Below are 25,400 nucleotides of genomic sequence, written 5' to 3' on the forward strand. Positions count from 1 at the left end.
TATAATATAAATGAGGTGACAACATGCCCATTACGAATCGATTTTCTACCACCACTAACGGCGCACTCGCTATTACAGGAAACACTCTCGGCTTAAGTAAAATTAGTAATCAAAACCGTGCTGGTACAATCGGGGCAATTGGTGCATTCGTAACTACGAATACTGCTTTACAAGTAACTACTTTTCCTGCTGGTACAACATTAAACTATACACAAAATAGTTCTACCGCTATTTTGAATATCCCTGCTGGTAGTACTATCCTTTACGCAGAACTTGTTTGGGGAGGAAACTATTTATCTCGTGATCAAAACATTACGAGTTTATTAGGAAACCCCGTTTCTTTTACAACACCTGTGTCAACTTACTCAATTACCCCTTCAGCTGTTACAGCTTCAAATCAAACTTTCGTTTCTGGATCTGTCACATTTGGATTCTATACACGGTCCGCAGATGTAACATCCCTCGTTCAAGCTGGAGGATCCGGCTCTTATACAACTGGCTCTGTCCCTGGACTTGTTGACCCTTTAGATGCTTCTAACGGGGCTATCAATTCTTCTGGATGGACGCTCATTGTCGCTTATCAAAACGGTTCCTTACCCGCAAGAAATTTAACAATTTATGTAGCTGGTAACCGTGTTTCTGTAGAAACTGGTAGTGCCGATGTATCAGTCTCAGGATTTTTAACACCTTCAGGAGGACCTGTAAGTAAGAACACTACTTCAACCACTACATTTACTCAAGTAAACGATGCAAATGTCATTTCAACCAAAACAGTGGATCGAGCGTTCGCTACCGTAGGGGATATATTAACTTATACCGTTACTTTGACGAATGCAGGAAGTGTTTCCGCTGATAGCCCTACTTTCGTTGATACGAATCCAGACGGTACTACCTTTATCCCAAATACTTTCCTTATTAATGATATACTCCAAAATAACGCCGATCCAAATGTCGGTGTTCCGTTACCTTCCATTCCTGCTAACGGCTCACTTACCGTCTCTTATCAAGTAACTGTCACCTCTTTCCCAACACAAAACCCAACAATAAATTCATCTAGTACACAATATAGTTTTATTTTAATTCCGGGCGACCCGCCAACTATAGAAACATCTTTAAGTAACACTGTAAGTACACAAATCAACTTAGCAAATGTAGTTATTGTCAAACAAGTAGATTTAACTATTGCAGATGTTGGGCAACCGATCACATACACAATTGCTCTAGCCAACCCTGGAAATACTTCAGCAAATAATGTAGTCGTTACTGATATACTCCCTCCTGGTATGACTCTCGTACCAAATAGTATTTTTATAGGCGGTGCTTTACAGTTAGGTGCAGATCCAAGTGTTGGTCTTCAAGTTGGTACTATTCCAGCAGGCGGCATTACAACGATTGTTTTCCAAATTAGTGCAAATAGTTTACCTGCACCAAATCCAGTTCAAAACAGCGCTGCACTTCAATATAGCTTTATCGCAGATCCAAATTTACCTGCTGTTGTTAGAAACGCTACTAGTAATATAGTAACTACACAAATTAATACTGCTAATATTGTTGCTACGAAACTAACGAGCACAAATTTCGCTGATGTTGGCGATGTCATAACTTATGCAACGATTTTAACTAATAACGGCAATATCCCTACCTCCAATGTAACGTTTACAGATATCATTCCAGCTGGTACCATCTTCCTTCCTAACACTGTAATGATTAACGGTGTCCCTATAGCCAATGCAAATCCCGCTAATGGCATTCTTATTGGTACGATAGGAGCAAATTCATCACGTACCGTTTCATTCCAAGTTTTTGTACCAACTATTCCTGCGGTAAATCCAATTACGAATCAATCAGGCACTACTTTCCAATACACATATGACCCATCTAAACCAGCTGTAATGCAAATGGTAGCTTCTAACACTGTACTGACAACTATTAATAACGCTACGATTACCTCTGCAAAATCTGCAGATAAACAGTTTGCGAACGTAAATGATATTATTACGTACACAACTACTTTAGCGAATAACGGGAACACACTTGCATCAAACGTGATATTTACAGATTTAATTCCAAGCGGGACATCGTTTATTCCTAATAGTGTAACAGTAAATGGGAATATACTGCCTAATGTAAATCCATCGAATGGAATAGCAATTGATCCAATAAATCCGAATGCAAATACGATAATTTCGTTCCAAGTGCAAGTAATTTCCATCCCGAATCCGAACCCAATCCCTAATCAAAGTAATACAGCATACGAATATGTCGTAAATCCTAACTTAGCTCCAACATCTGCCAATGCGTTAAGTAACGTAATAACAACTCAAATTAATAACGCTACAATCGTCGCTACTAAGTCAGTGAATGCACCAACAGCTGCAATTGGAGATATCGTCACCTATACGATTGCAGTAACAAATACAGGTAATATCCCTGCTAGTGCAACTGTTTTGACGGATGGACTTGGTGCAGGAGCGTCATTTATCCAAAACTCCGTAACTATCGATAATGTTCCACAACCAGGATTAGATCCATCACTTGGTGTTCACTTAGCAGATATTTCACCAGGAGATACTGTATTCATTACTTTTCAAGCACAAATTTTAGCCATACCACCTAGTGGCACATTAACAAATAATGCTCTTGTAAATTATGAATATACCGTGAATCCAAACCAATCACCTGCTGTTGGTAGTACAATTACAAACACAACGGTTACTCCAATTATTGATGCTACTCTATCTATAAATAAAACTGTCAATTCAACATTCGCTACTATTGGAGATACACTTACTTTCACTTCTACCATTACTAATTCCGGTAACACTACCGCAAACAATGTTATTTTTACAGATTTAATTCCAGATGGTACAACGTTTATTCCAAATAGTTTTACAGTAAATGGAACAACCATTCCTAATGCAAATCCACAAAATGGTATCAATATCGGTAACATAAATTCAAATGCATCAGTTATACTCAGCTTTCAAGTAAACATTACAACAATTCCAAATCCTAATCCAATCCCTAATAAATCATCGGTTCAATATAGTTTTATTGTAGATATTAATGAACCACCTGTTTCACGAACAGTTAAATCCAATAAAACTTTTACACAAGTAAATACTGCTTCCGTTATCGCAACAAAAACTGCGAGTAGTGCATTTGCTGCTGTTGGAGATACAATTACGTATACAACTACCCTCACTAATAGCGGAAATACTACTGCAAACACGCCTGTTTTTATCGATATATTACCACCTGAACTTTCATTTGTTCCTGATAGCGTACAAATTAACTCCATCCCACAACTTGGATTTAGGCCAGATAGCGGGATTTCTTTAGACTCAATTCCAGTTGGAGGAACGACAACAATTAGTTTTCAAACTATCGTTGGCTCAATACCAGCTACAAACCCAACATTGAACCAATCTAGCACAACGTACTCAATCATTGTTGACCCTACCCAGCCACCGGTGACAGAAACAGCTACAAGTAATCCAACTTTAATTCAAATTAACGAAGCAATCATTCAAGCAACGAAAAGTGTGGATCGACTATTTTCTGACATCGCACCTGGAAATTCATTTTTAACGTATACTGTTTTGTTAGAAAATATAGGAAATACTACTGCTACTCATATTACTTTTACAGATTCGATTCCAAATAATACAGTATTTATAGAAAATAGCGTTCGAGTAGGCGGGGTTTTATTACCTGGAGTAAATCCAGCGAACGGAATACCAATTGGGGATATTATTGCGGGAGATTTTATAAACGTCACCTTCCGTGTGCAAGTAGTTAGCATCCCAAATCCTATTTTTACAATCGGACCCGGAGGACCAAACTCACCGGTTGTAAACGGCGCTTCTATTAATTATCAATTTATGACAGGACCTAATTTACCACTTGTTTCACGAAATACGTCATCTAATTCTGTTTCGACACAAATAAATTCTGGGGAAATTGCACTCGTTAAATCTGTAGATAAAGCTTTCGCAACGATTGGCGATACCATTTCTTATACAATCACATTAAGTAACCCTGGAAATGTCACTTCACAAAATATAATTTTCACGGATATTTTGCCTGATGGAACGACATTTATATCTGGCAATCTTGTAAATGATTCTGGTGCGCAGCAAATTGGAAATCCAGCGAACGGAATTCAGATTGGAAATATAAACCCTGGTAGTACGGTTTCTATTACGATAAACGTACTTGTAGCAAACATTCCAAGTATAAATCCAATTTCGAATTTTAGTTCTGTACAGTTTGCACATGTGGTCGATCCTAGCCAGCCTGCTGTATCACAAACGAATGTATCTAATACGGTTTCAACAAAAATTAAGAGTGCTATATTAACAACTACAAAAAGTGCCGATAAATCCATTATTTCTGTCGGAGATACAATTACGTATACAACTACTATTACAAATACAGGTAATACACCAGCAACGAATATAACATTCACAAGCGCTATCCCAGCTAGCACTACATTTATACCAAATTCAGTCACAATAAATGGAGTTCAGCAGCCCGGGGCGCAGCCAGCACTTGGAGTAAACATACCCAATATCGCTCCTGGCCAAACAGTAACTGTTACTTTCCAAGTAAATGTTATTTCTATTCCTCCTTCAAGTTCGATTATGGGTAGTGACACAATTTTATATTCTTATACCGTTGATCCAAGCAGTGCTCCTGCTACTACTTCTACTTCAACAAATATCGTTACAAACCCTGTACTAGATGCTATGATAACGATGGCAAAATCAGTCGATCAAACCCTTGTAACGCTAGGTGATACTATTACCTATACGACAATTTTAACGAATAATGGGAATACAAGCGCTACGAATATTACGTTCACTGACCTTATTCCAGACGGCACAACGTTCGTTTCGGATAGTGTCACAATAAATGGCATCACACAACTTGGCCTTAATCCTAATACAGGTATTACAATTGGATCAATTGCTCCTAACAGCTCAATAGCAATAGCATTTCAAGTTACCGCTACTTCTACCCCTGTTCAAAATCCAATCGCAAATACCGCTACTGCTTCCTACACATTCATCGCTGATCCAAATGCGCCAATTGTATCAAGAACTGCTACTTCAAATACAGTGTTTACTACAATTAATACAGCTACCATCCTTTCATCAAAGCAAGTTGATACATCATTTAGCCATATCGGAGACATACTAACTTATACTGTTACTTTAACAAACAACGGAAATTCATCCGCACAAAATGTTATATTCACAGATACTGTGCCGAACGGAACTACATTTATTGCAAACTCATTTTCTATTAATGGTATTCCTCAAAGTGGCGCGAATCCAGTGAACGGTGTAAATATTGGGCCTATAACAGCTGGAACTACAGTAAATGTTTCCTTCCAAGTAAACGTAATCTCCTTACCAACCGAAAACCCAATTGTAAATTTCTCATCAACATCGTACCAATTAGTCTCACCACCTGATGCAGAAACTTCGATTAGTAATCCTGTTTCAACGCAAATTAGAGAAGCCATATTATCCATGACGAAAAATGAAAGTGTATCTTATACAGATATCGGGCAAACTGCTTTTTACACTACTTCTATTTCGAATATAGGGAATACCGATGCAACTAATATTGTATTCACAGATGTATTACCAAGTGGACTCACATTTGTTCCTAACACATTAACTGTTGATGGTGTTTTACAACCTGACGCGAATCCGAATACCGGTGTATTACTTGCAACACTTCCCCCAAATGAAATATATAGTATTGTCTTTCAAGTTACAGTGAACATCATTCCACCTATTAATCCAACACCGAATACAGCATCCACGAATTATGAGTTTACTGTTGATCCAAATAATCCTCCCGTTTCAAGTACAGCTACTTCTAACACTACGCTTCTTCAAATAAACAATGCAACTATTATTAGTACAAAAACAGCAAATCTTACTTTTGCAGATGTTGGTAATACAATAACATTTACACTTAACCTTCCTAATACAGGGAATGTGGCTGCAACTGATGTAACTATTATCGATATTCTTGATAGCAATTTAAGTTTCGTTCCAAATAGTTTTACAGTTAATGGGCAAACCATTCCAAACGCTGATTTATCTACTGGTGTAAATATTGGTTCAATTATTGGTGGTAATGCGGCAATCGTCACATTCCAAGCAACTGTTACTACACTTCCAACACTTGATCCAATTTCTAATTCTGCTTCTATCACATATCATTATGTCGTTAATCCTAACCTGCCACCTATTACAACTTCTAATCAATCTAATACAACATCAACACAAATTAATAGTGCTATCCTTACTGCACAAAAAAATTCAAATGTGTCAACAGTAGATATCGGGCAAGATATTGTCTACACCGTTACAATTACAAATAGCGGAAATGTTAGCGCAACTAATGTTATTTTTACCGACATTATTCCAAACGGTACTTCCTTTGAACCAAATAGTTTTACACTTAACGGAACTATTATCCAAAATGCAAATATAATTACAGGCGTTCCAATTGGTGATATCGCGCCAAACCAGTCTATCATTGTAGGATTTCATATTACCGCAAATGAAATCCCGCCTATAAATCCAATTACCAACCAAGCTAGCGTTAGTTTTCAACATATCGTTAATCCAGCGAATCCTCCCGTTTCAAAAAACATTACTTCTAATATTGTTTCAACACAAATTGAAAGTGCTATTTTAACTACTCTTAAAATAGGAGATAAAGCTTTTGCAACGATCGGTGATACAATTACGTATACAACGACTATTACGAACACAGGAAATATTCCAGCTAACAACGTTGTTTTCTCAGACCCTTTACCGACATGGACACAATTTGTTGCAGGATCAGTTGTTGTTGATGGCACTCCATTATCATCCGCTTCTATTATTGACGGTGTTGGTATAAATACAATCAATCCAAATCAAACTGTAACAATCATATTCCAAGTACAAATCGTAAGCAATCCAACTACATTCACTCCTGAACTCCAAAACTTAGGATTTGTTAACTTCCAATATAACGTAGGCAATGCATTACAGGCTCAACCTGGCAATGTGGAAACGAACGTCTTCGTTACTTCTATTAACTCAGCAATACTTTCAGCTGTAAAAACTGCTAATACAGCTTTTGCAAATATCGGTGACACGATCACTTATACAGTTTCGATTCAAAATAGCGGCAATACAAACGCTACGAATCTAAACTTCTCAGACCTGATTCCAGCAGGAACGACCTTTGTTGAAAATAGTTTTGCTGTAAATGGAAGTATCATTCCAGGTGCAAATCCAAATAACGGAGTTAATATCGGAACCGTTAGCGCGAACAGTTCCTTAATTGTTACTTTCCAAGTCATAGTTGCATCTACTCCACCTTCAAACCCAATTACAAACGTTGCATCTATTCAATACGCATTTATTGTTAACCCGGCAGCTCCTCCTGTTACAAGCACAATAAATTCTAATGGCGCTTCAACACAAATTAATAACGCTACCGTTACTACTGTTTTAGAAGCAAATCGATCAATCGTATCTATCGGAGATGTAATTACGTATACAGCAACATTAACAAATACCGGAAACTTCCCTGCAAATTCTGTATTGCTCATAAACGGAGTTCCTATAGGTGCAGTATTCGTTCAAAATAGCGTTACGTTAAATGGAATTTCACTTCCAGATGCAAGTCCAACTCTCGGTATTCCAGTTGGTATTATCGCACCAGGTGATTTTGCTACTATTACGTTCCAATTTCTTGCAAGTTCTATTCCACCGCAAGGGGCGATTATAAATCAAGCCATTACAAGTTACACGTTTATTGTCGATCCAAGTCAACCTCCAGTTACCGCAACATCCTCATCTAATACGGTTAATACAGCTGTCGTTGATGCATCATTATCCGTAATTAAAAATACAGATTCTCTCGTACAATCTACTAACGGTACAATCACTTACACAGTAGTCGTTCAAAATAATGGCAATACAACTGCAAATACAGTTACTTTAACAGATTTGGTCCCAGAAGGAACTGCATTCATTCCTAATAGCGTGACCATTAATACCGTTTCAGTTCCAGGTGTCGATCCAAACGTAGGGATACCATTAAACGCCATCGCGCCGTCAGAAATCGTCACCGTCACGTTCCAAGTTATCGTTCAATCCATTCCAAGCGTGAATCCAATTTCTAATACAGCCCGTATTGACTATACTTTTATCGCCGATCCAAACGATCCTATCATCTCTCGAACAATTACTTCTAATCCGGCATTTACACAAATTTCTGATGCCACAATCCTTTCTCTAAAAGCTGTCAACGCACCACAAGCAACCGTTGGAGATATTTTAACTTACACCGTAACACTAGAAAATTCCGGAAATATTCCAGCTTCTAATCTCATATTTTCAGATACTATTCCGCAAGGGACTACGTTTGTAGAAAATAGTTTTACACTTAACGGAACTACTATACTTGGCGCAAATCCAAATGTAGGTGTCACGCTTCCTAACCTTGCAGCAAACGCTACTCACCTTATTTCGTTTCAAATTCTTATTAATAATTCATTCTCGCAAGATTCTATTACAAATCAATCCAATACAACATATACAATTCAACCAGATCCAAGCCAGCCGCCAATTACTGAAACCTCTACAAGTAATATCGTCATTACGAACTTCGTGCAAGCACAATTGACAATTACAAAAGCCTCCAACCCAATAACTGTAGATATTGGTGGAACTATACTTTATATTTCTGAAGTGCATAATATCGGCAATGTTGACGCAATAAATACTATTTTTACAGATTCTATTCCAGCTGGGACTACATTCGTTCCAGATAGTGTTACAGTTAACGGTGTCCTGCAGCCAGGTGTAAATCCAGAAAGTGGAATACCGATTGGAACGATTTCAGCAAACAGTTCCAAAACGATACTATTTCAAGTGCAAACAAACAATCCACCTACTGAAACCGAAATTATAAATCAATCTTCTGTAACTTACCAATATGTAAGTATTCCTACAGCTCCACCAGTGAATCGCTCTGCAAATTCTAATATTGTTACAACATCGATTCAAAATGCAAATATTATTTCTGTTAAAGCGGCGGATGTAACTTTCGTATCAATCGGGCAAAATATTACCTACACAAATACACTACAAAATATAGGAACCGTTCCAGCTAACAATATTGTGTTCATTGATAACATTCCAGAAGGTACTATATTCATTGAAGATAGCTTAACAATAAATAATGTGATTCAGCCTGGCGCGAATCCAGAAAACGGAGTAACCCTTGGCACGATACAACCAAATGAAACAGTCACTATTTCATTCCAAGTACAACTTACAAGTATACCGCCCGGCAATACGGTCATTAACATTTCAGACACTTCGTATGAATACCAAATTGACCCTAGCTCTCCGATTATTCAGCGTAGATCGTTATCAAATGCAGTAAACACGGAAGTACGGACGGCAAATGTTAGTGCAATTAAATCCGCCAATAGATCCATTACACGTATCGGTCAAATCATCACATATACAGTCGCAGTTACAAACGCTGGTACAGTACCTATTACAAATACTCTCCTAATTGACGCAATTGCAGCTGGCACCACATTCGTTCCAAATAGTATCCTTGTAGATGGCATACCAAGACCTAACGAAAATCCAATTACCGGAATCACCCTTAATATTATCCTTCCAAATAATACGATTATCGTTACGTTCCAAGTAAATGTAGTCTCTATACCTTCTCAAAATAACATTAATAATATCGCCGTCATTCACTATGAGTATCAACCAGACCCAAGCTTACCACCAATTTCAGAAACGACCTCTTCCAATACTACAAATATACAATTTATTGATACTATTCTTATCGCTACAAAATCCGCTAATAAAGTATTAGCTAATATTGATGAAACCATTGAATATACAGTAGTCATTCAAAATAACGGATCCACTACAACTAACTCCATCTTTTTTACAGATACTATCGAGGATGGGACAGTATTTATTCCGGGAAGTGTAATAGTTAACAACACTTTACTTCCTGCAGCGGACCCTAATATCGGCTTTTCCATTCCTAATATCGCATCAGGTCAATCGACAACAATAACATTCCAAGTTTCCGTTACGAATTTACCTGCTGTAAATCCAACACCTAATACTGTAAACATCGTCTACGACTTTATTTTCAATCCTGACTTTGCACCAATTCAAAAATCTACTACTTCCAATACTACTTTCGTTCAAATTAATGACGCTGATATCGTTTCACTGAAAACTGTTGATTTAACTTCTGTAACGATTGGTGACATTTTAACTTATACAACAACTTTAACGAATACAGGAAATACGGATGCTACTGCTGTTGTATTTACAGACAATATTCCTGATGGAACAATCTTTATAGACGGTAGCGTTTTAGTAAATAACTTTCCGCAGCTTAACGCCAATCCAAGTACCGGTATACTTGTAGGAACGGTTGCTCCTAACGTTACTATCCCAGTCACATTTTCCGTTACTGTGGTAGCTCTTCCAGCTAGTGGTCGCATTCAAAATCAAGCAACTTCTCGTTATACACTAAATGGTGAAGAACAAATATCCACTAGTAATATTACCTTCACTGAAGTTATTTCTGCTAATATAATCGCAATAAAAACAACACCTATCCAATATGCTGACCTACAAACTATTATCCCTTACACAATTTCCATCACAAACACTGGGAATATACAAGTGGAAAACATTATCGTTACAGATATTATCCCAGCAAATACGAGCTTTATAGAGAATAGTGTTATTGTGAATGGCAACGCTCGTCCAAATGACAACCCACTTAGCGGTATACTAATTGATAACATTCTGCCTAATACGACAGCAACTATTCTATTCCAAGTACGGGTTACTTCCATTCCGCAAACAAATCCAATCTCTAACACGAGTACAATTGAATACCAATACACTTTACCAAATCGACCACCTATTACCGAAACTATTCTTTCATCAGCTGCCGTAACAGAAATTCATCACGCGAATTTGAATAGTAATAAAGCTGTTAACCTTGCATTTGCAACGGTCGGTGATACGTTAACGTATACGATTACACTCAATCAAACCGGTAATGTTGCAGCAAATGATGTAATCATTCAAGATATTATTCCTCAAGGTACTACGTTTATAGAAAATAGCGTTATTGTAAACGGAGAAGCTCTTCCAGGAGTTAATCCAATAAGTGGTATACCAATTGGCACTATAATTGTTGATGGAAATACTATCGCTTCCTTCCAAGTAACTGTAACTTCTATTCCATCACCAAATGAACTCAACAACGAAGCAATTACTACTTTTAACTATATAGTCAACCCAAATAACTTACCTGTTACAAATACGACTACAACAAATACTGTCACAACAACTGTCCAAAATGATAATGTCGTTACCCTAAAGTCTGTTAATGCTACAAATGCATTACCTAGTCAAAATTTAACGTATACAATCACGATCACAAATAATGGTAATTTGATTATTGAAGATATTATTGCCATAGACACCGCACCAGTAGATACAACCTTCGTTACGGGCAGCGTTACGATTAACGGAATCAATCAGCCTAATGCGAATCCTGAAAACGGTATTTCGTTAGGAAACCTTGCCCCTAATGAATCTACTATCATTACTTTCCAAGTAACAATATCTCCTTCAACTCTTCAATCTGCTATCAATAACGATGCTTCCGTTTCCTATACTGTTATCATTGATCCGAATGAACCACCTATTACAATTACAAAGCAAACAAATGTCGTTACAACAACAGTAGTTGATCCTATGGTTCGTATTAAAAAAACAGCCGACACATCTATTGCCGTTATAGGAGATATTATTACATTCACATTAGAGGTATTGAACCATTCCCCGATTCCTACGATAAGTACTTCTATTTTAGATACCATTCCAATTGGTACAACATTTATAGAAAACAGCGTAACAATTAACGGTACTCCGGCACCAAATGTTCGTCCAGATACTGGTATTAATATCGGGGCTTTACCAGCTGATTCAGTAGCAACTATAACATTTCAAGTTCTCGTAACTTCTATTCCTTCAAACAGTACAATTATCAATTCTGCAACAGTTACAGTCGCTTTCCAATTGACACCACAGGATCCGATTATTACTTTCATTGTTAATTCGAATATTGTTCGTATACCAGTTCAATTTATAACTGCAACAGTCACGAAAACCGCTTCCGTCAGCTCTGCTTATTTAAACCAATATTTTGACTATACGGTGCGTATTACGAATACTTCTGAGATTTCACTTTCAAATATTTCGTTACAAGACACCATTCCAGCAGGTTTACAATTTATGAACGGTACGGTCTTCATTAATGGGGAACGCTCTCCACTAGCGAATCCGAATATCGGTTTCCTAGTCGCTACTAATTTGGAACCGAACGAAACAATTATCGTGTTATTCACAGTACAAGTGATAAGTCCACCTATTAATAATGAATTTAAAAACACAGCAAACGTTTCTTTACAACTTCAAGTCTCGCCTACCGATCCACCAATTACAGTAACCGTTACAAGTAACGAAAACATCGTCACCTTTATTCCAGAAAATCCAGATGAAACACTTCCAAATTTAAATTGTTTCTTTGACGGTGAACGTTTTATACGCATTACTCCTCGGAATATACGAAACTACTTTTGGACTTGGATTTGGTGGCGGTAATCGAAAAAATAAAAAGCTTGTAGTTTGATAATATTCAAACTACAAGCTTTTTTCATTCTACAGACTACACTTCCTCTTTTAAAACGAATTCATCACACCACCTAATACTTGTACAACTTATGCAAAGAGAAGAACATCTCAAGTTATTTTAGTTGTAATAAGCTGACCCGCTTCATTTATAGTAACTTTCCATTTTACTCCACCAGCAGTTTTCATAATTACACCTTTACTTGCTTCTAACTCAATATCTCCAAACATTCTTCCACCAGTTGTCGCTAACCAAGCATTTCCATTTTCCATAGAAGACCTTGCAAAAATACGATTAATTCGAAAACGCTTATGGTCTTGAGCGTAACCACTCAATGTAATTCTTACTTTATATAACAGATTAGCTTTCATATTCGATATAATTGTATCTCCAACATTTAATGGAACATCTGCCGCGATAATCCAACTCCCAGTTGCACTTAATGCATATTCAATTTTAATTTTCTTTGGGCTCTCTCCCCATCCAAAGTACATCCCAATACAATTCAACATTTTAATCGGATTTTTCGTAAAGTCCAGTTCAATAACAACTGGATTACTATCTGGAACATCGATATAATTCACACTTTGTTCATCTATTAAATTAAAACAATTAGCGATATTTCCTCCGTAAGGTAATTTCCCACTTACTTGCTTAACACTATACTTCAGTTGAGCATTTACTAAAATATCATCTTGATTTCCTATTAAATGTGGTTTATTCAGCGTCAAAGGTAACTGAATCCGTAGTGATTCTTCATAAGTAGACTTACAAACATTGTATTGTCCGTTATCTACAATAGTTGTTGAAAGTAAATTTGAAAAAAGGTAGTTACGATGAGAATTGGAAGAAAATTCAATTGCTATTTGTTCACTACTCATCCGGTACGTATCCCAAATCATACAGTTAAATGTATTATAAGCACCTGAACAACGAATTGCTTTTTTCGTTTGTTGTCTACATTGCACTTGAATATCATGAAACGTATTTCCTGAGCTTTCATTTGGTAAATCACTATTCCCATCTACTTCTATTCCATACTGACATCCATCAATAAATATAGATTGAAATACATTTGCGTTAATCCAGCAAGGTGTATTTATATCATCTATATATTCTGTCTTCAAATGTATTGCAGTTTGAAAGTTTTTAATTTGAATAAAGTTAACTTGAAAGAAACTAATATAATCCCATGCTTTTTGACAATAAAAGTGTATAGCCTTACCTTTATATGACGACGTTGCATTTATTATATTTATATTTGAAATAAGAGAGTGATTAGGAACTTCTATTTGTTGTGAACCGGAAACATAAATAACAGATGACTGAAATACTTGATTAATAACTTGAATAGTACCGCCAGTTATAGAAGCATTACTTTGTAACTCAAACACATTAAAATCTCCATCAATTTGCAGCGTTACGGTAGGATCTAACTCTAACCTTACGTTGGATTTAATAACAATCGGCTTCAATATTTTATACGTATTTACCCCTGTAATTCTTACCGTCGAAATTCGGTTCGCTACACAATAATTAATCGCTTGTTGAATCGCTAACGAACTATCACTTCCCGAATTCGGAACTGCACCAAAGCAATCAATATGAACACTATTTTCTGGCGCACACTCCTCTTGTGAAGAAATATATTCTGACAAAATAAATTCACTCCTTATATTGCCTTTTTCATATAATATGTGAGTTCTCTCTTAAAAGTTTGTATCATAAAAAAAACAAACGACCTCCACGGTCATTTGTTTAATTCATATATATCCTTCGTTTCTTCTACCATTTTAGTTAACGAGAAATTTTTTTCCGCTTTTTCTCGCGCTTTCACTCTAATATCATTCACCTTTTCTTCATTTCCTTGTAATTCCTCCAGCACGTCTGCGAATTCGGATTCGCAATATTCAGACACCAAAACACCTGATTCTCCATTTATTACCGCTTCATTTATTCCGCCGACATCTATTGAAACAATTGGCGTTCCTGTAGCCATTGCTTCAATTACTACCATTGGAAACACTTCACGAAAAGATAATAAAAGTAATACATCCATATTTCCTATAAATTCATGTGGTTCTGAAACATTTCCTAACATCTTTACACTTTGTTGTAAACCATATTTTTCTATTTCTTTCATTATAGATTCTTTCTCCGGTCCATCACCAGCAATATAAAACATAAAATCATTTCTCGTTTTTAACACATCTGCAATTTTAACAAATAGTTGATGATTTTTCTCCTTAGATAATCTCGCTAATATGCCTATCCTATAAATAGATTCTTTCTTTCTCTGCTGGAATAAAAACTTTTGAATATCCACACCATTATAAATTGTTTTGATTTTTTCTTCAGCTACACGAATTGAAATTAAATTCTTTCTTTCAGACTCACTTACTGTAATAATATTATTCACGTATTTATTCATGAAATAACGAAAGATCATTGGCATTTTCTTTTCTAGTATCGTAACATTATGTTTCGTATACACAACTTTTATCTTTCTTTTAATAAACTTTTGAAGTAACAAAGCATATAATACCATTCGTAAACTATTTGCATGAATAATATCTATCTTTCGTTTACAAATTTCTTTTCGTAAATCATAAACATTTCTCAAATGATTCCAACGGCTGAGCAAAATGAAATTTTCTTTTTTATTTAGAGATTGATATAATTCCCCATCACCTGCCGCTGTATAAACCGTAATGTTTTCATATTGCAAATTGTTTTCCAATTTACAGAAGTAACTCTCGGCTCCCCCAGTTATCAATTTATCTGTCATCAACAATATATTCATACTTGCGTCTTCCCAACTACATTGATTTTATTTTTTCTATAAGCATGATAAGCATACTTACTAAAATAAAAAAAGGTTTGCAATGAATTAAGTGGTTTTTGTGCTCTTAACAGCTTCCAATATCGGAAGGCCGCCCTTATTTTATTTCTCGAAACAGAATTTGTAACAATCCTATATTTTGCCAATACCTGCTGTATCCCTTTCGCTTCATATCCTTTACTTAACAAGTTCAGCCATAATGCTGTATCTTCTGGCTGCACACTAGGCATTTCAATACAAGGAATCTTCTCACGATCAAGCATCACTGTTAAACACCCAATAATTGTGTTTCCTACTAAATAATGATAATCAACAAATTCTGGTACGTTCACCTCTTTATTCAGGTCATTACTATTTTCATCAATTAAACTATAGGACGTATACGAAAACGCAACATTCGTTCCTTCCATAAATAACAATTGCGTCTCCAATTTATTTGGTAGCCAAATATCATCACTATCTAAAAAGGCAATATACCTTCCTCTCGCTTCTTTAATCGCTATATTCCTAGCTTTAGCAGCACCCCTATTTTCTTCTAATGATAATAACCGAATTCGCGAATCCCCTTCTATCATCTCTTTAATTTTTACAACTGAGTGATCCGTTGAAGCATCATCAACGATAAGCATTTCCCAATTTTCATAAGATTGACTCTGCACAGATGTGATTGTCTCACCAATAAAACGTAAACTATTATAAGAAGGTGTTATTATAGAAACACAAGGCGCCTCGTTATGTACTGATAGACACTTTACCATCTATCATTCCCCTTCCTTCATATGTTGAAATGTACTTCACAACAACTGCTAAAAATAGAAAGAAAGCTTCGTTAATAATAAGTGACAATGACATCATCTGAAATAAAAATGCAATCATAGTCAATAAAAGATATGGCTTTTCACGAAACAAGTTATACTTAGTCAACTTCACCATTAGAATACATAAAAAAGCGCTATATAAAAGGAAACCAATTATACCTGATTCAGATAAAATTTCTAAAAATGTATTGTGTACATATAGTTTTTCATTGTACTGATACTCATAATAATTCGAGAAATTAAAAGCACCGATACCGATATATGGATTAGATAAAAAATATTTAAAAGCAGCTTCCCATAGTGTAAATCTGCCACTCCCATTATCGTGTGAAAAATCAGAAATCCGACCATTCAATATATCATCTAGTTGTCCACCCATTACTACATTCGCTAAACTAAAAATAATAACACTAAATAATACTAAACCCATTATTATTTTTACTTTTTTAGCAAAACTGGACATGCATACATATACAAAAATGACGAGCGCAATTGCTAAAATACCGCCTCTGGAAAAAGTTAATAAACTCGTTGTAACACATAGAATCAACCCTATTACATTGGTGATATTATATAAATTCGTCATATAATACATAAAAAATATTGTATTATAAAAAATAAAGATGTTGGGATCATCTAATAATCCAATTAATCTCGGATATCCTCTATCTACTAATAATCCAGCATAAATCTCTCTCTCTTCTCCGCCATATAATCCAAAATGTTGTAATCCAACTATATAGAGTATGAGACTTACAATATTAAATACTAATCCTACATAGACAATGGCTGACTCAAGTACTACTATTTCGGTGTTCCCCAGTAAATTCCTCATAATAAAATAACATCCTAAAACAAGTAATACGCCAAAAATCATACGAATACTAGCACTTAAATATATAGAAAGAATACCACTTAAACAATAGATGAAATAAAACAGTAAAAATACAACTTCATGAAAATATAGCTTTCGAATATAAAAATCTTTAATTGTTAAACAAAAATAAATGACTAGAAAAATCATATATATCTTCAAGGAAAATCCTATATATATGTTGTATTTACTTAACATAACAAAGAAAGTTAGAAGAAAAATCCATTTTATCGAAATTTGCATATTATTTTCCATAGGCTATATCCCCTGCTTCGTAATATAATCCTTTTCTCGTGTTTTTCTTATAAATGAAAGAATAAGTTTTTTAAATTCGTGATCATATAGGAATATCCCAACTACTACGATTAACGTATTAAGAACAAGTGCAATCAAATTATATGTCTGTAATACATATTGCACTCCAATAAAGGTTACACCAAAATAAATTGTATACGGTATTACAATTTGGAATACAATTTTTGTCCTCACTGTACTTACTGCTATATATCCAATCAAAGCCACTATTTCAAATAAAACCATAGCGTAAGCCGCTCCTCTGACTCCACCAATGCTACTGAAGCTATATAGCATAATTCCTCCAATCACTAAAGCAATACACTGTACGGCAGTTCTCTTATTTTGAAAGCCACTCGTTGTTAAACCATCCGCGATAGCAATATTTAAACTTTGTAATACAATAAGAAAAGATAGTATTTGGAGCGGCTCTATTGCATTATTCCATTCCTCATGAAAAAATATAGAAATAAAATAGGGTGCTAAATTATATAAACCTATCGTCATACATATTCCCACGACCGCCATTGATTTTATTTGAAGCATATTTAATTTCGTATGTTCTTCTAAATTATTCTGATTATAGTGTTTAAAGAGCACTGGAAAAAATGCCCCTGCAATTACCCCTGGCACTTGATATAAAGCCGCTGGCATCCGATAAGCAACCGCGAAAACCCCCACCATACTTAACGGTAAAGTATAATTGAGTAAGATGGGTGCTAATTGTGGCGTACTCATTATTAAAAAACCACTAACAATAAAAGGACCTAATTGCCAAAACAATCCTTTATGAATTGCTACTTTCATATTCATGCTCGTCTTTTTTCTCATAACGTATATGCTAAATAAACCGCCAATCATATAACCAAAAGCATATAAGCGAGCTGTTGTATACACTGGTAACTCTCCGAAAATGCAAAGGCATGTAATAATAATGACAACTGATGCGGATACAACTTTAATTAGTGCTATATATTTCATACGTTCCATAAGCTGAAAATAGGCAATCGCTATATTTTGCCATGTAAGGCCTATTAACATCAGGAACATTATGTTTAACATCATATAAATTAAATTCTTATCCTCATATACATAATGAATGGCTATATAACCAATTACAGAAATAGAAATAAGAAGAAGCATCCTTATCTTTACGTATGAAGATACAACCGTTTCTAAATCTACTCCATCCTTTGCCCCTTCTCGAAGAAATGTATTACTAAGCCCTAAATCTGTAAAAAATAACATTACAAACGTAAATGCTATTGCAACACTAAACATCCCGTAATTTTGGGCATTAAAAAAGTTGGCTAAAGCAATTAAGCTAATGGCTTGAAGAAGATTAGCTAAAATCGTACTATAAAATAGATGTACAATATTGTTTAGAATGGATCTACCCATACCAGTTCTCCTTTGCATGTAACCTACTTATATTTTTTGTATTATTTTAATATTTAAATAAAATTATATTTACTATCTTGCACCATTCCCGTTCAATACAATAAAAACTGTCTTACATAAAATACGAATATCCATTTTAACCGTCTTCAATTCAATATATTCCATATCCAATTCCAACTTTTCTTTCGGATCAAGATTATATCCTCCATTTATTTGTGCCCATCCTGTTAACCCTGGTTTCACTAATAAACGCTCCCTGAATTCCGGAATAGTAGCTTCAAATTTTTTATAAAAATACTCTCTCTCTGGCCTAGGGCCAACAAAAGACATATCACCTTTTAAAATATTTATTAGTTGTGGTAATTCATCAATTCTCGTTTTTCTTATAAACAATCCAACCTTTGTAATTCTCGGATCATTTTCATTTGCCCATTGTGGTCCGTTCTTTTCCGCATCGCTAACCATCGATCTTAATTTAAATAAATAAAATTTCTTTCCTTTGATTCCTAAACGCTCTTGAAAATAGATTGGAGCCCCCGATGTCTCTAAAGCAATCAAAACACAAAAAAACAACATAATTGGTATCGTAAAAAGTAACAATATGAGTGAAAATATAATATCAAACAAGCGTTTAACACTTCGATTCAAAACCTTATCCTTTTCTTGAGCCGGAATAGCATACAACTTCGCTTGATTTGTTTCACGAATCATGGATCGTTACCCCCAAATTCAAGAATATAAAACTATACCAAGTAATTCACATTCTTTCCGCTTTATGTCCGCTATTACTTTTTTCACTGTACGCAGAGAATCTTTCCGCTTTTTGACTGCCAAAATTACTCCATCACATTTCTCCGCAATAATATACGTAGTAGGAAGCTCAAATACTTCGGATGAATAAAAGAAAATGTAATCAAAATCTTCTTTCCACTTAGCAATTACATTATCAAATTCATCCATAGCAACTAAGGGCGTTCCGCTGTGTACTGTTTTTTTTGCAGGAATACAATACAAGTATTTAGACAAATCACTTGAAAAAGTTTCATAATTAGATGGAGGGGAGCTTATTATATCGTTTACTGTTGTCATATGATCACTTTGTAATAGTAGGTGTAGTTTAGGGTCCGAAAAATTCACATCGATAAGTAACACCTTTTTTTTCATTTCCGCAAACACTAGCCCCATATTTACTATAAGCGAGGCAACGACGCCTCTGTCCTTCGTTGAAATAACTGAGAATAGTTGTTTTCCAGATTTTTTCAACTCGTGATATACAGTATAAAACTGCTCTTTCATCAGAGCATCATGCGGATCGAATGGTAGCTTTTTCTTTGTCTTAAACATCGACATGTTCACCTCGATATATAGATGATTGCTTATCAACCTCTGTAGGTTTCTTTTTTCTTTTCGGTTTCATATTTATATGACCAATAACAGAGACTGTCGTTATTTTCTCTAAATCTTGTTCCACGTATATACGTTCATCAAAATAATCTCGAAATATAGCTAAACCTACACCAACAAAAAAACTAACAATTAAAGAGATAGGAATGATAAGTTGAAATTTTGGAAACAATTTCTCCGCTTTTTCCTGTAAGTCTGGATTAATCAATATTTTTACTCCCTGTACATTCGTATATTGTTGAAAGCTTTTTTGAGATTGTTCTGCCAATGACTTTACAATTTCTTTCACGATTTTAGGATCCGAATCTTTTACTGTAACAGTAACAATTTGTGAGTTGTCCGTATTCACTACTGAAATTTTTTGTGCTAATTCATAGCTTGATTGTTCTAATTTCAAAGTGTTTTTTACTGTCGAAATAATAAGTGGACTTTTTAAAATGTCAACAAACGATGTTACAAGTTGCTTATTTTCTTGTGTTTTATTCGCTGTATTTTCCTTATTAAACTCATCTAAATTTCCAACAAGAATTTGCGCTGAATATTGATACGAAGGCTTTAGCACATACATAGAAATAAGAACTAGAGAAACGGTTAAACAACACATCGTCAAAATGATCGTTACAAATCTTCTTTTCAATAACTGTTGAAAATCTTTTATACTCATTTCTTGCTTCAATTATTTCACCGCCTTTGTCTGAATAACATCCTGCACATCATTTTCTACAAATAACTCTTTCCTCTCTCTATCAGCTCGTTTTGTTACATACTTTCCGACTCTAAATGCAAATTTTTCTACAAATACATACGAAATCATTGCTAGTATAAGCGAAAGAATAAGCGACAAAATTAAAACAATAGGTAACGGTAATATTTCATGGAGCACGTATATAAGAGAAAATAAAGATATGATATGGTATAAATAAAGACTGTAAGAAATCTTCCCCAAATATAACAAGTATTTATTATGCAGCAAGGACGACAAAGTTGATACTGACAAGCTTAATATGACAAATAGACATGCGCTTATCGCTACTACGTAGTCTCGAAATATAAAATTATTGAGCACTTTAATTTCTCCAATAAGCCCTTCATACATATAAAGTAAAATCGCAAATAAAAACCATGTAATTTTCGTATTTTTAGTACACTTACTATAAAAAGCTATTAAATTATTTTTATACTTCGCAACTAGTGCTCCTAGTAAAAACAGCACTGTGTAATGCAACGTTAATACATAGCTTGTTAATGTTAAACTCGAGCGAAATAAGAATAATATCACGACAGAACATATACTAAAACTAAACAATGATAGTAATGAACCCCTTACTGTTTTTCGTAAACAAACCATCAAAACTAACGGAAAAATTATAGATATTCGCATTTCATGTACAAGTGACCAAATCACACTGTTATATGTATCAGTATTATATTTCCCAACCAATAAAACATGCTGTGCTATTAGACTTGAAGAACTTTCAATCGTCCATGAGCGATTAAACCATTCGCTTAAATAAGAAATACCATATTTACTTATTGTAGTCTGGCATATAATAGCTATGACTATTGCCACAATATACGGAATATATATTCTGCATATACGTTTTAGAAGGTATGATCCATAGCTACTATATGTTTTTTGAATAGATTCATACAAAACAAATCCACTCAAAATAAAAAAGACAATAACTGATTCGTTACCACTACTAAAAATAAGACGTGCAGGCGTTTCTTTTAATAGATATACAACAAATGGTTTATTATCTTCATAACTGTAATTTTGAAATGCTGAGAAAATCATCAAATGATGACCAATCATTACTACCAATGAAGAAATTCCTCTTATAGAATCCAGTTCTTCATGCCTTTCCATCGTTTTACATCAACTCCTAATGAAATGATAATAATCATTTCAAAGCGACATCTTTATTCATATTCCTCTCCTTTCTTTTCATTCCAATTTTTCATATTAAAATGATTTTATAGTATAAATTTGAGTGTATTGTAACATTTTTTGTAATATTATGAATAGTTAATCTTTAAAATTGGCATATACCAATTTCAACCTCGAAAAATGGGTAATATTGTTAGAAAAACATTATAAAAATACCTTGCATATTTACAAAATTAAAGAGAGGAATAGTGTTTTTCAATATAAAATAAAAAAGATAGCCTTTATAGGCTATCTTTTTTATTTTATTTAATTACTGGCACCACTATATGCTACATGTCGTTTCTCAATTCTTTCTTCAATTTCTTTCATATTTTCTTTATTATTTAATAGTGATTGTTTATTTTCAATTAATAATTGTTTAAAAGATTTTCTCACTTTTTTTCTCATTTTCATTGTCCTCCTTGGGGGATGGTTTATATAAAAGATAAAGAATTATCTGGTTGTTCTTATAATAATTGATTGTTGTGAATTCTATTTGAACTTCATATGAAAATTACGTTTATTTTCTGACAACTTTGTGAACAACGCAAAAAAGAGATCATCCTAAAACCATTTTGAAGTTGCTTCATTTAATTATATAAATTGCTATTTTCGTCATCTTATATCGATTTATCTTGTCGAAATATTTATATATTTCAAGATGAATTCTATATTATCCCATTCACTAAGATACTGTTTTCCAAAACAAAAAAAGAAGGTGTCACCTAGTCAACGTTCGACTCATGTAACATCCCTCTTTCCAAACTATTTATAGCATATTGATTAATATTTCAGGTCTTCCCCAATTCATTTCGTTACAAACAAATCGTAGTTTTTCTTCGTTCATTGTGTGTAACCCTTCTTCTATTGAGCATGAAATTGGAACTTCACAATGAATTTGCGCTAATTGTAAAGAGATATTTAAGTTCTCTAAATCACTTTCAATTTTTGTACGCTGTGCTTTCGTTAATGATGCTATATTTTCTAGTACTGCCGATACTGTACCATGTTCTTGAATAAGCTTATACGCTGTTTTTTCACCAATACCTTTTACACCTGGATAATTATCACTTGTATCTCCCATGAATGCTTTTGCATGGACAATTTGCCAAGGTTCTACACCTTTCTCTTCCATGATTTTCTCCGGTGTATAATACTCATAATTTCCAATTCCTTTACGAAGAAGCATAACTGTAACGTTCTTTTCAACAAGTTGAAGTAGATCTGTATCTCCAGTTAAAATATAAACTTCCGCTTCGTTACAATATTGTTTTGCAAGTGTACCGATACAATCATCCGCTTCATAACCTTTCATACCGATGACTGGAATAGATAATTTCGCAGTCATTTCTTGCACTAAATCAAATTGTGGAATTAATTCTTCCGGCGGTGCTGCACGATTTGCTTTATAATTCGAGAACGATTCTGTTCTAAATGTCGTACTTCCCATATCCCAGCACGTTACAATGTGTGTTGGCTCAATTGCTTGTGTTGCCGTTAATAAATGCTTCATATAACCATGAATCCCATTCGTTGGGGTACCATCTTGTCTCTTCATAAATTGTCCGTAGACACTTGTTGCGTAAAAAGCACGAAATAATAGTGCCATACCATCAACTAATAATACTTTTTTCATAATACCTCTCCTACTAACAAAAAATAATAACCTCACGTTATCACGTAAGGTTATATATAGATTACCATTCTACGTTTTTGTTCAACTTTGTCTATTATACATTGTTTTTTTATATTTAGCATCATTAACAAATTAAGACGTTCTACCACAACAAGTATGAAGTATTCCTGAATACGTATTTTTACCTGTCGAAACAACTACAGCTTTTGCAGTTCCGCCAACAATATAAGTACCTTTGAAACATACATTTTCAAGTTCAAGTGGATTATAGTCTTTCATCCGTTTTAATGGAATAAATCGTTTACGTTCTAGATGATAGCAGCTTTCAAATTTCTCAATACTAGCATCGTTTCCTGTCAGCATAGATTCATTCACTAATAAATCATTTGCATAAATAATACGTACATCTGCTGGTACTGTATCGCCCTCTGAAAGAAAAATCATATCTCCAGGTACAAGCTCTTGTACTGGTAGCTTCATCATTTTCAATTCATTGTTTAGCCCTGTTAGGCTAGATGCTTCTACTCTAGAAACAGTAACTGTTTCACATTGTAATTCATCACGTGCATTTTGTTTTGAAAGACCTGGAATCATTTCACTTAGCTTTATCATCACTTCCGCAATACGCGCTCTTTTTGAAATTAATTCATTTCGGCCGTATACTTGAATTCGTTTTTGTGCTTCTTTCACAGATAGTCCGTCTCTTGTTGTTTTAAAATACGCAAATACAGATTTTACATCTCTCGTTGCAATTTCAATTAATAAATCTTTATTTTTTTGGAGCATTATTTGTTCTTTTATTGATTTTTTACTTAGTTTATATGACGTGTTACCCACAGTTTTGTTTGCATATAACATATTATCGTCTCCTCCTTTAAACATAGGAAGAAACGCTTTGTTTCTCAATTTATCCACTTTAGCGTGAAAGTATCTAGTGCTGGAATACTCAAATAAACGCTACATTATGATAAATATAAAGGGAGGAACAAGTCGTTTCCTGCCTACATCATATATTTTTGATTTGAAGCATATGGGTAACGGAACCGAGTCAGAATTTGACATGCTCCTCACCTCCTCATTTATTTTTTAGTTATAATCTATACTATGAAATTACTCATAGCTTTGTAACAAAAAAGACCCTTACTCATAAGAGAGCAAAGGTCATTGCATACACAAATAAGCGATTCCTAATATAATTAGAAATCTACGGACCTCTCCCTCGTCGAGTTTTAGCACTGTATAGCATAGGTTCATTACCAGCTACGTTAAGAAAAACCTTAATTCGATCATTCCTGTTGACCCATTGGCGTCTCTCGACATTTTTGGGCAGTAGCATTTCTCTATACAGGAGCCTCACCTAACAGAGACTTATTTTAATTACATAGAAAATGTTACTCTTATTTAAAATAGAT

Annotated in this window: 13 protein-coding genes and 1 riboswitch; of the genes, 1 reads left to right on the forward strand and 12 read right to left on the reverse strand. The window is 34.5% G+C overall.

Annotated features, from left to right (window positions below):
* The first annotated feature begins 23 nt into the window (after nt 1-23).
* The gene (locus tag JDS80_RS05265; RefSeq protein WP_199637376.1) at nt 24-12,761 is read left to right on the forward strand and encodes a beta strand repeat-containing protein; all 12,738 of its coding nucleotides are present in this window, start codon (nt 24-26) and stop codon (nt 12,759-12,761) included.
* Between the two features lie 138 nt (nt 12,762-12,899).
* Here JDS80_RS05265 and JDS80_RS05270 read toward each other — a convergent pair whose 3' ends face one another.
* The 12 genes from JDS80_RS05270 to JDS80_RS05325 all read right to left on the reverse strand — a co-directional run bounded on the left by JDS80_RS05270 (nt 12,900) and on the right by JDS80_RS05325 (nt 24,846).
* Nucleotides 12,900-14,447, reverse strand: coding sequence for a glycoside hydrolase family protein (locus tag JDS80_RS05270; RefSeq protein ID WP_071744965.1), 1,548 nt, complete (start codon nt 14,445-14,447; stop codon nt 12,900-12,902).
* Nucleotides 14,448-14,539: 92 nt separating this feature from the next.
* The gene (locus JDS80_RS05275; RefSeq protein ID WP_071770115.1) at nt 14,540-15,592 is read right to left on the reverse strand and encodes a glycosyltransferase family 4 protein; all 1,053 of its coding nucleotides are present in this window, start codon (nt 15,590-15,592) and stop codon (nt 14,540-14,542) included.
* On the reverse strand, nt 15,589-16,389 hold the full coding sequence (locus tag JDS80_RS05280; RefSeq protein WP_199637378.1) for a glycosyltransferase family 2 protein: 801 nt from the start codon (nt 16,387-16,389) through the stop codon (nt 15,589-15,591). The genes JDS80_RS05275 and JDS80_RS05280 overlap by 4 nt, the downstream gene beginning before the upstream one ends.
* On the reverse strand, nt 16,364-17,578 hold the full coding sequence (locus tag JDS80_RS05285) for an O-antigen ligase family protein (RefSeq protein WP_199637380.1): 1,215 nt from the start codon (nt 17,576-17,578) through the stop codon (nt 16,364-16,366). Before JDS80_RS05285 ends, JDS80_RS05280 begins: the two co-directional genes overlap by 26 nt.
* 3 nt (nt 17,579-17,581) lie before the next feature.
* The gene (locus JDS80_RS05290; RefSeq protein ID WP_199637382.1) at nt 17,582-19,018 is read right to left on the reverse strand and encodes an oligosaccharide flippase family protein; all 1,437 of its coding nucleotides are present in this window, start codon (nt 19,016-19,018) and stop codon (nt 17,582-17,584) included.
* 72 nt (nt 19,019-19,090) lie between these two features.
* Nucleotides 19,091-19,729 (reverse strand): sugar transferase, encoded by a 639-nt coding sequence (locus JDS80_RS05295; protein WP_071744960.1) that lies wholly within the window; start codon nt 19,727-19,729, stop codon nt 19,091-19,093.
* Nucleotides 19,730-19,747: 18 nt separating this feature from the next.
* Nucleotides 19,748-20,368 (reverse strand): CpsD/CapB family tyrosine-protein kinase, encoded by a 621-nt coding sequence (locus JDS80_RS05300; RefSeq protein ID WP_071770117.1) that lies wholly within the window; start codon nt 20,366-20,368, stop codon nt 19,748-19,750.
* Nucleotides 20,355-21,098, reverse strand: coding sequence for a YveK family protein (locus JDS80_RS05305; protein WP_071744958.1), 744 nt, complete (start codon nt 21,096-21,098; stop codon nt 20,355-20,357). Before JDS80_RS05305 ends, JDS80_RS05300 begins: the two co-directional genes overlap by 14 nt.
* Nucleotides 21,099-22,292 carry an acyltransferase family protein gene (locus JDS80_RS05310; protein ID WP_071770118.1) on the reverse strand — a complete coding sequence of 398 codons (1,194 nt, stop codon included), beginning with the start codon at nt 22,290-22,292 and terminating at the stop codon, nt 21,099-21,101.
* 327 nt (nt 22,293-22,619) lie between these two features.
* A complete protein-coding gene (locus JDS80_RS05315) occupies nt 22,620-22,760 on the reverse strand; it encodes an FbpB family small basic protein (RefSeq protein ID WP_001228048.1) in 141 nt (46 codons plus the stop codon).
* Between the two features lie 361 nt (nt 22,761-23,121).
* Nucleotides 23,122-23,988, reverse strand: coding sequence for a 5'-3' exonuclease (locus tag JDS80_RS05320; protein WP_071744956.1), 867 nt, complete (start codon nt 23,986-23,988; stop codon nt 23,122-23,124).
* Between the two features lie 132 nt (nt 23,989-24,120).
* Nucleotides 24,121-24,846 carry a P-type ATPase actuator domain-containing protein gene (locus tag JDS80_RS05325; RefSeq protein WP_071770119.1) on the reverse strand — a complete coding sequence of 242 codons (726 nt, stop codon included), beginning with the start codon at nt 24,844-24,846 and terminating at the stop codon, nt 24,121-24,123.
* A 348-nt stretch (nt 24,847-25,194) separates the two neighbouring features.
* Nucleotides 25,195-25,360: riboswitch (M-box (ykoK) riboswitch) on the reverse strand.
* Nucleotides 25,361-25,400: the final 40 nt, after the last annotated feature.

It is taken from the genome of Bacillus cereus group sp. N8 (assembly GCF_016483685.1).
GTDB classification, from domain to species: Bacteria; Bacillota; Bacilli; order Bacillales; family Bacillaceae_G; genus Bacillus_A; species Bacillus_A proteolyticus.

Coding starts and splice junctions, on each gene's coding strand:
- JDS80_RS05265 (WP_199637376.1), top strand. CDS start 24: ATGCCCATTACGAATCGATTTTCTACCACCACTAACGGCGCACTCGCT.
- JDS80_RS05275 (WP_071770115.1), bottom strand. CDS start 15,592: ATGAATATATTGTTGATGACAGATAAATTGATAACTGGGGGAGCCGAG.
- JDS80_RS05280 (WP_199637378.1), bottom strand. CDS start 16,389: ATGGTAAAGTGTCTATCAGTACATAACGAGGCGCCTTGTGTTTCTATA.
- JDS80_RS05285 (WP_199637380.1), bottom strand. CDS start 17,578: ATGGAAAATAATATGCAAATTTCGATAAAATGGATTTTTCTTCTAACT.
- JDS80_RS05290 (WP_199637382.1), bottom strand. CDS start 19,018: ATGGGTAGATCCATTCTAAACAATATTGTACATCTATTTTATAGTACG.
- JDS80_RS05295 (WP_071744960.1), bottom strand. CDS start 19,729: ATGATTCGTGAAACAAATCAAGCGAAGTTGTATGCTATTCCGGCTCAA.
- JDS80_RS05300 (WP_071770117.1), bottom strand. CDS start 20,368: ATGTCGATGTTTAAGACAAAGAAAAAGCTACCATTCGATCCGCATGAT.
- JDS80_RS05310 (WP_071770118.1), bottom strand. CDS start 22,292: ATGGAAAGGCATGAAGAACTGGATTCTATAAGAGGAATTTCTTCATTG.
- JDS80_RS05315 (WP_001228048.1), bottom strand. CDS start 22,760: ATGAGAAAAAAAGTGAGAAAATCTTTTAAACAATTATTAATTGAAAAT.
- JDS80_RS05320 (WP_071744956.1), bottom strand. CDS start 23,988: ATGAAAAAAGTATTATTAGTTGATGGTATGGCACTATTATTTCGTGCT.
- JDS80_RS05325 (WP_071770119.1), bottom strand. CDS start 24,846: ATGTTATATGCAAACAAAACTGTGGGTAACACGTCATATAAACTAAGT.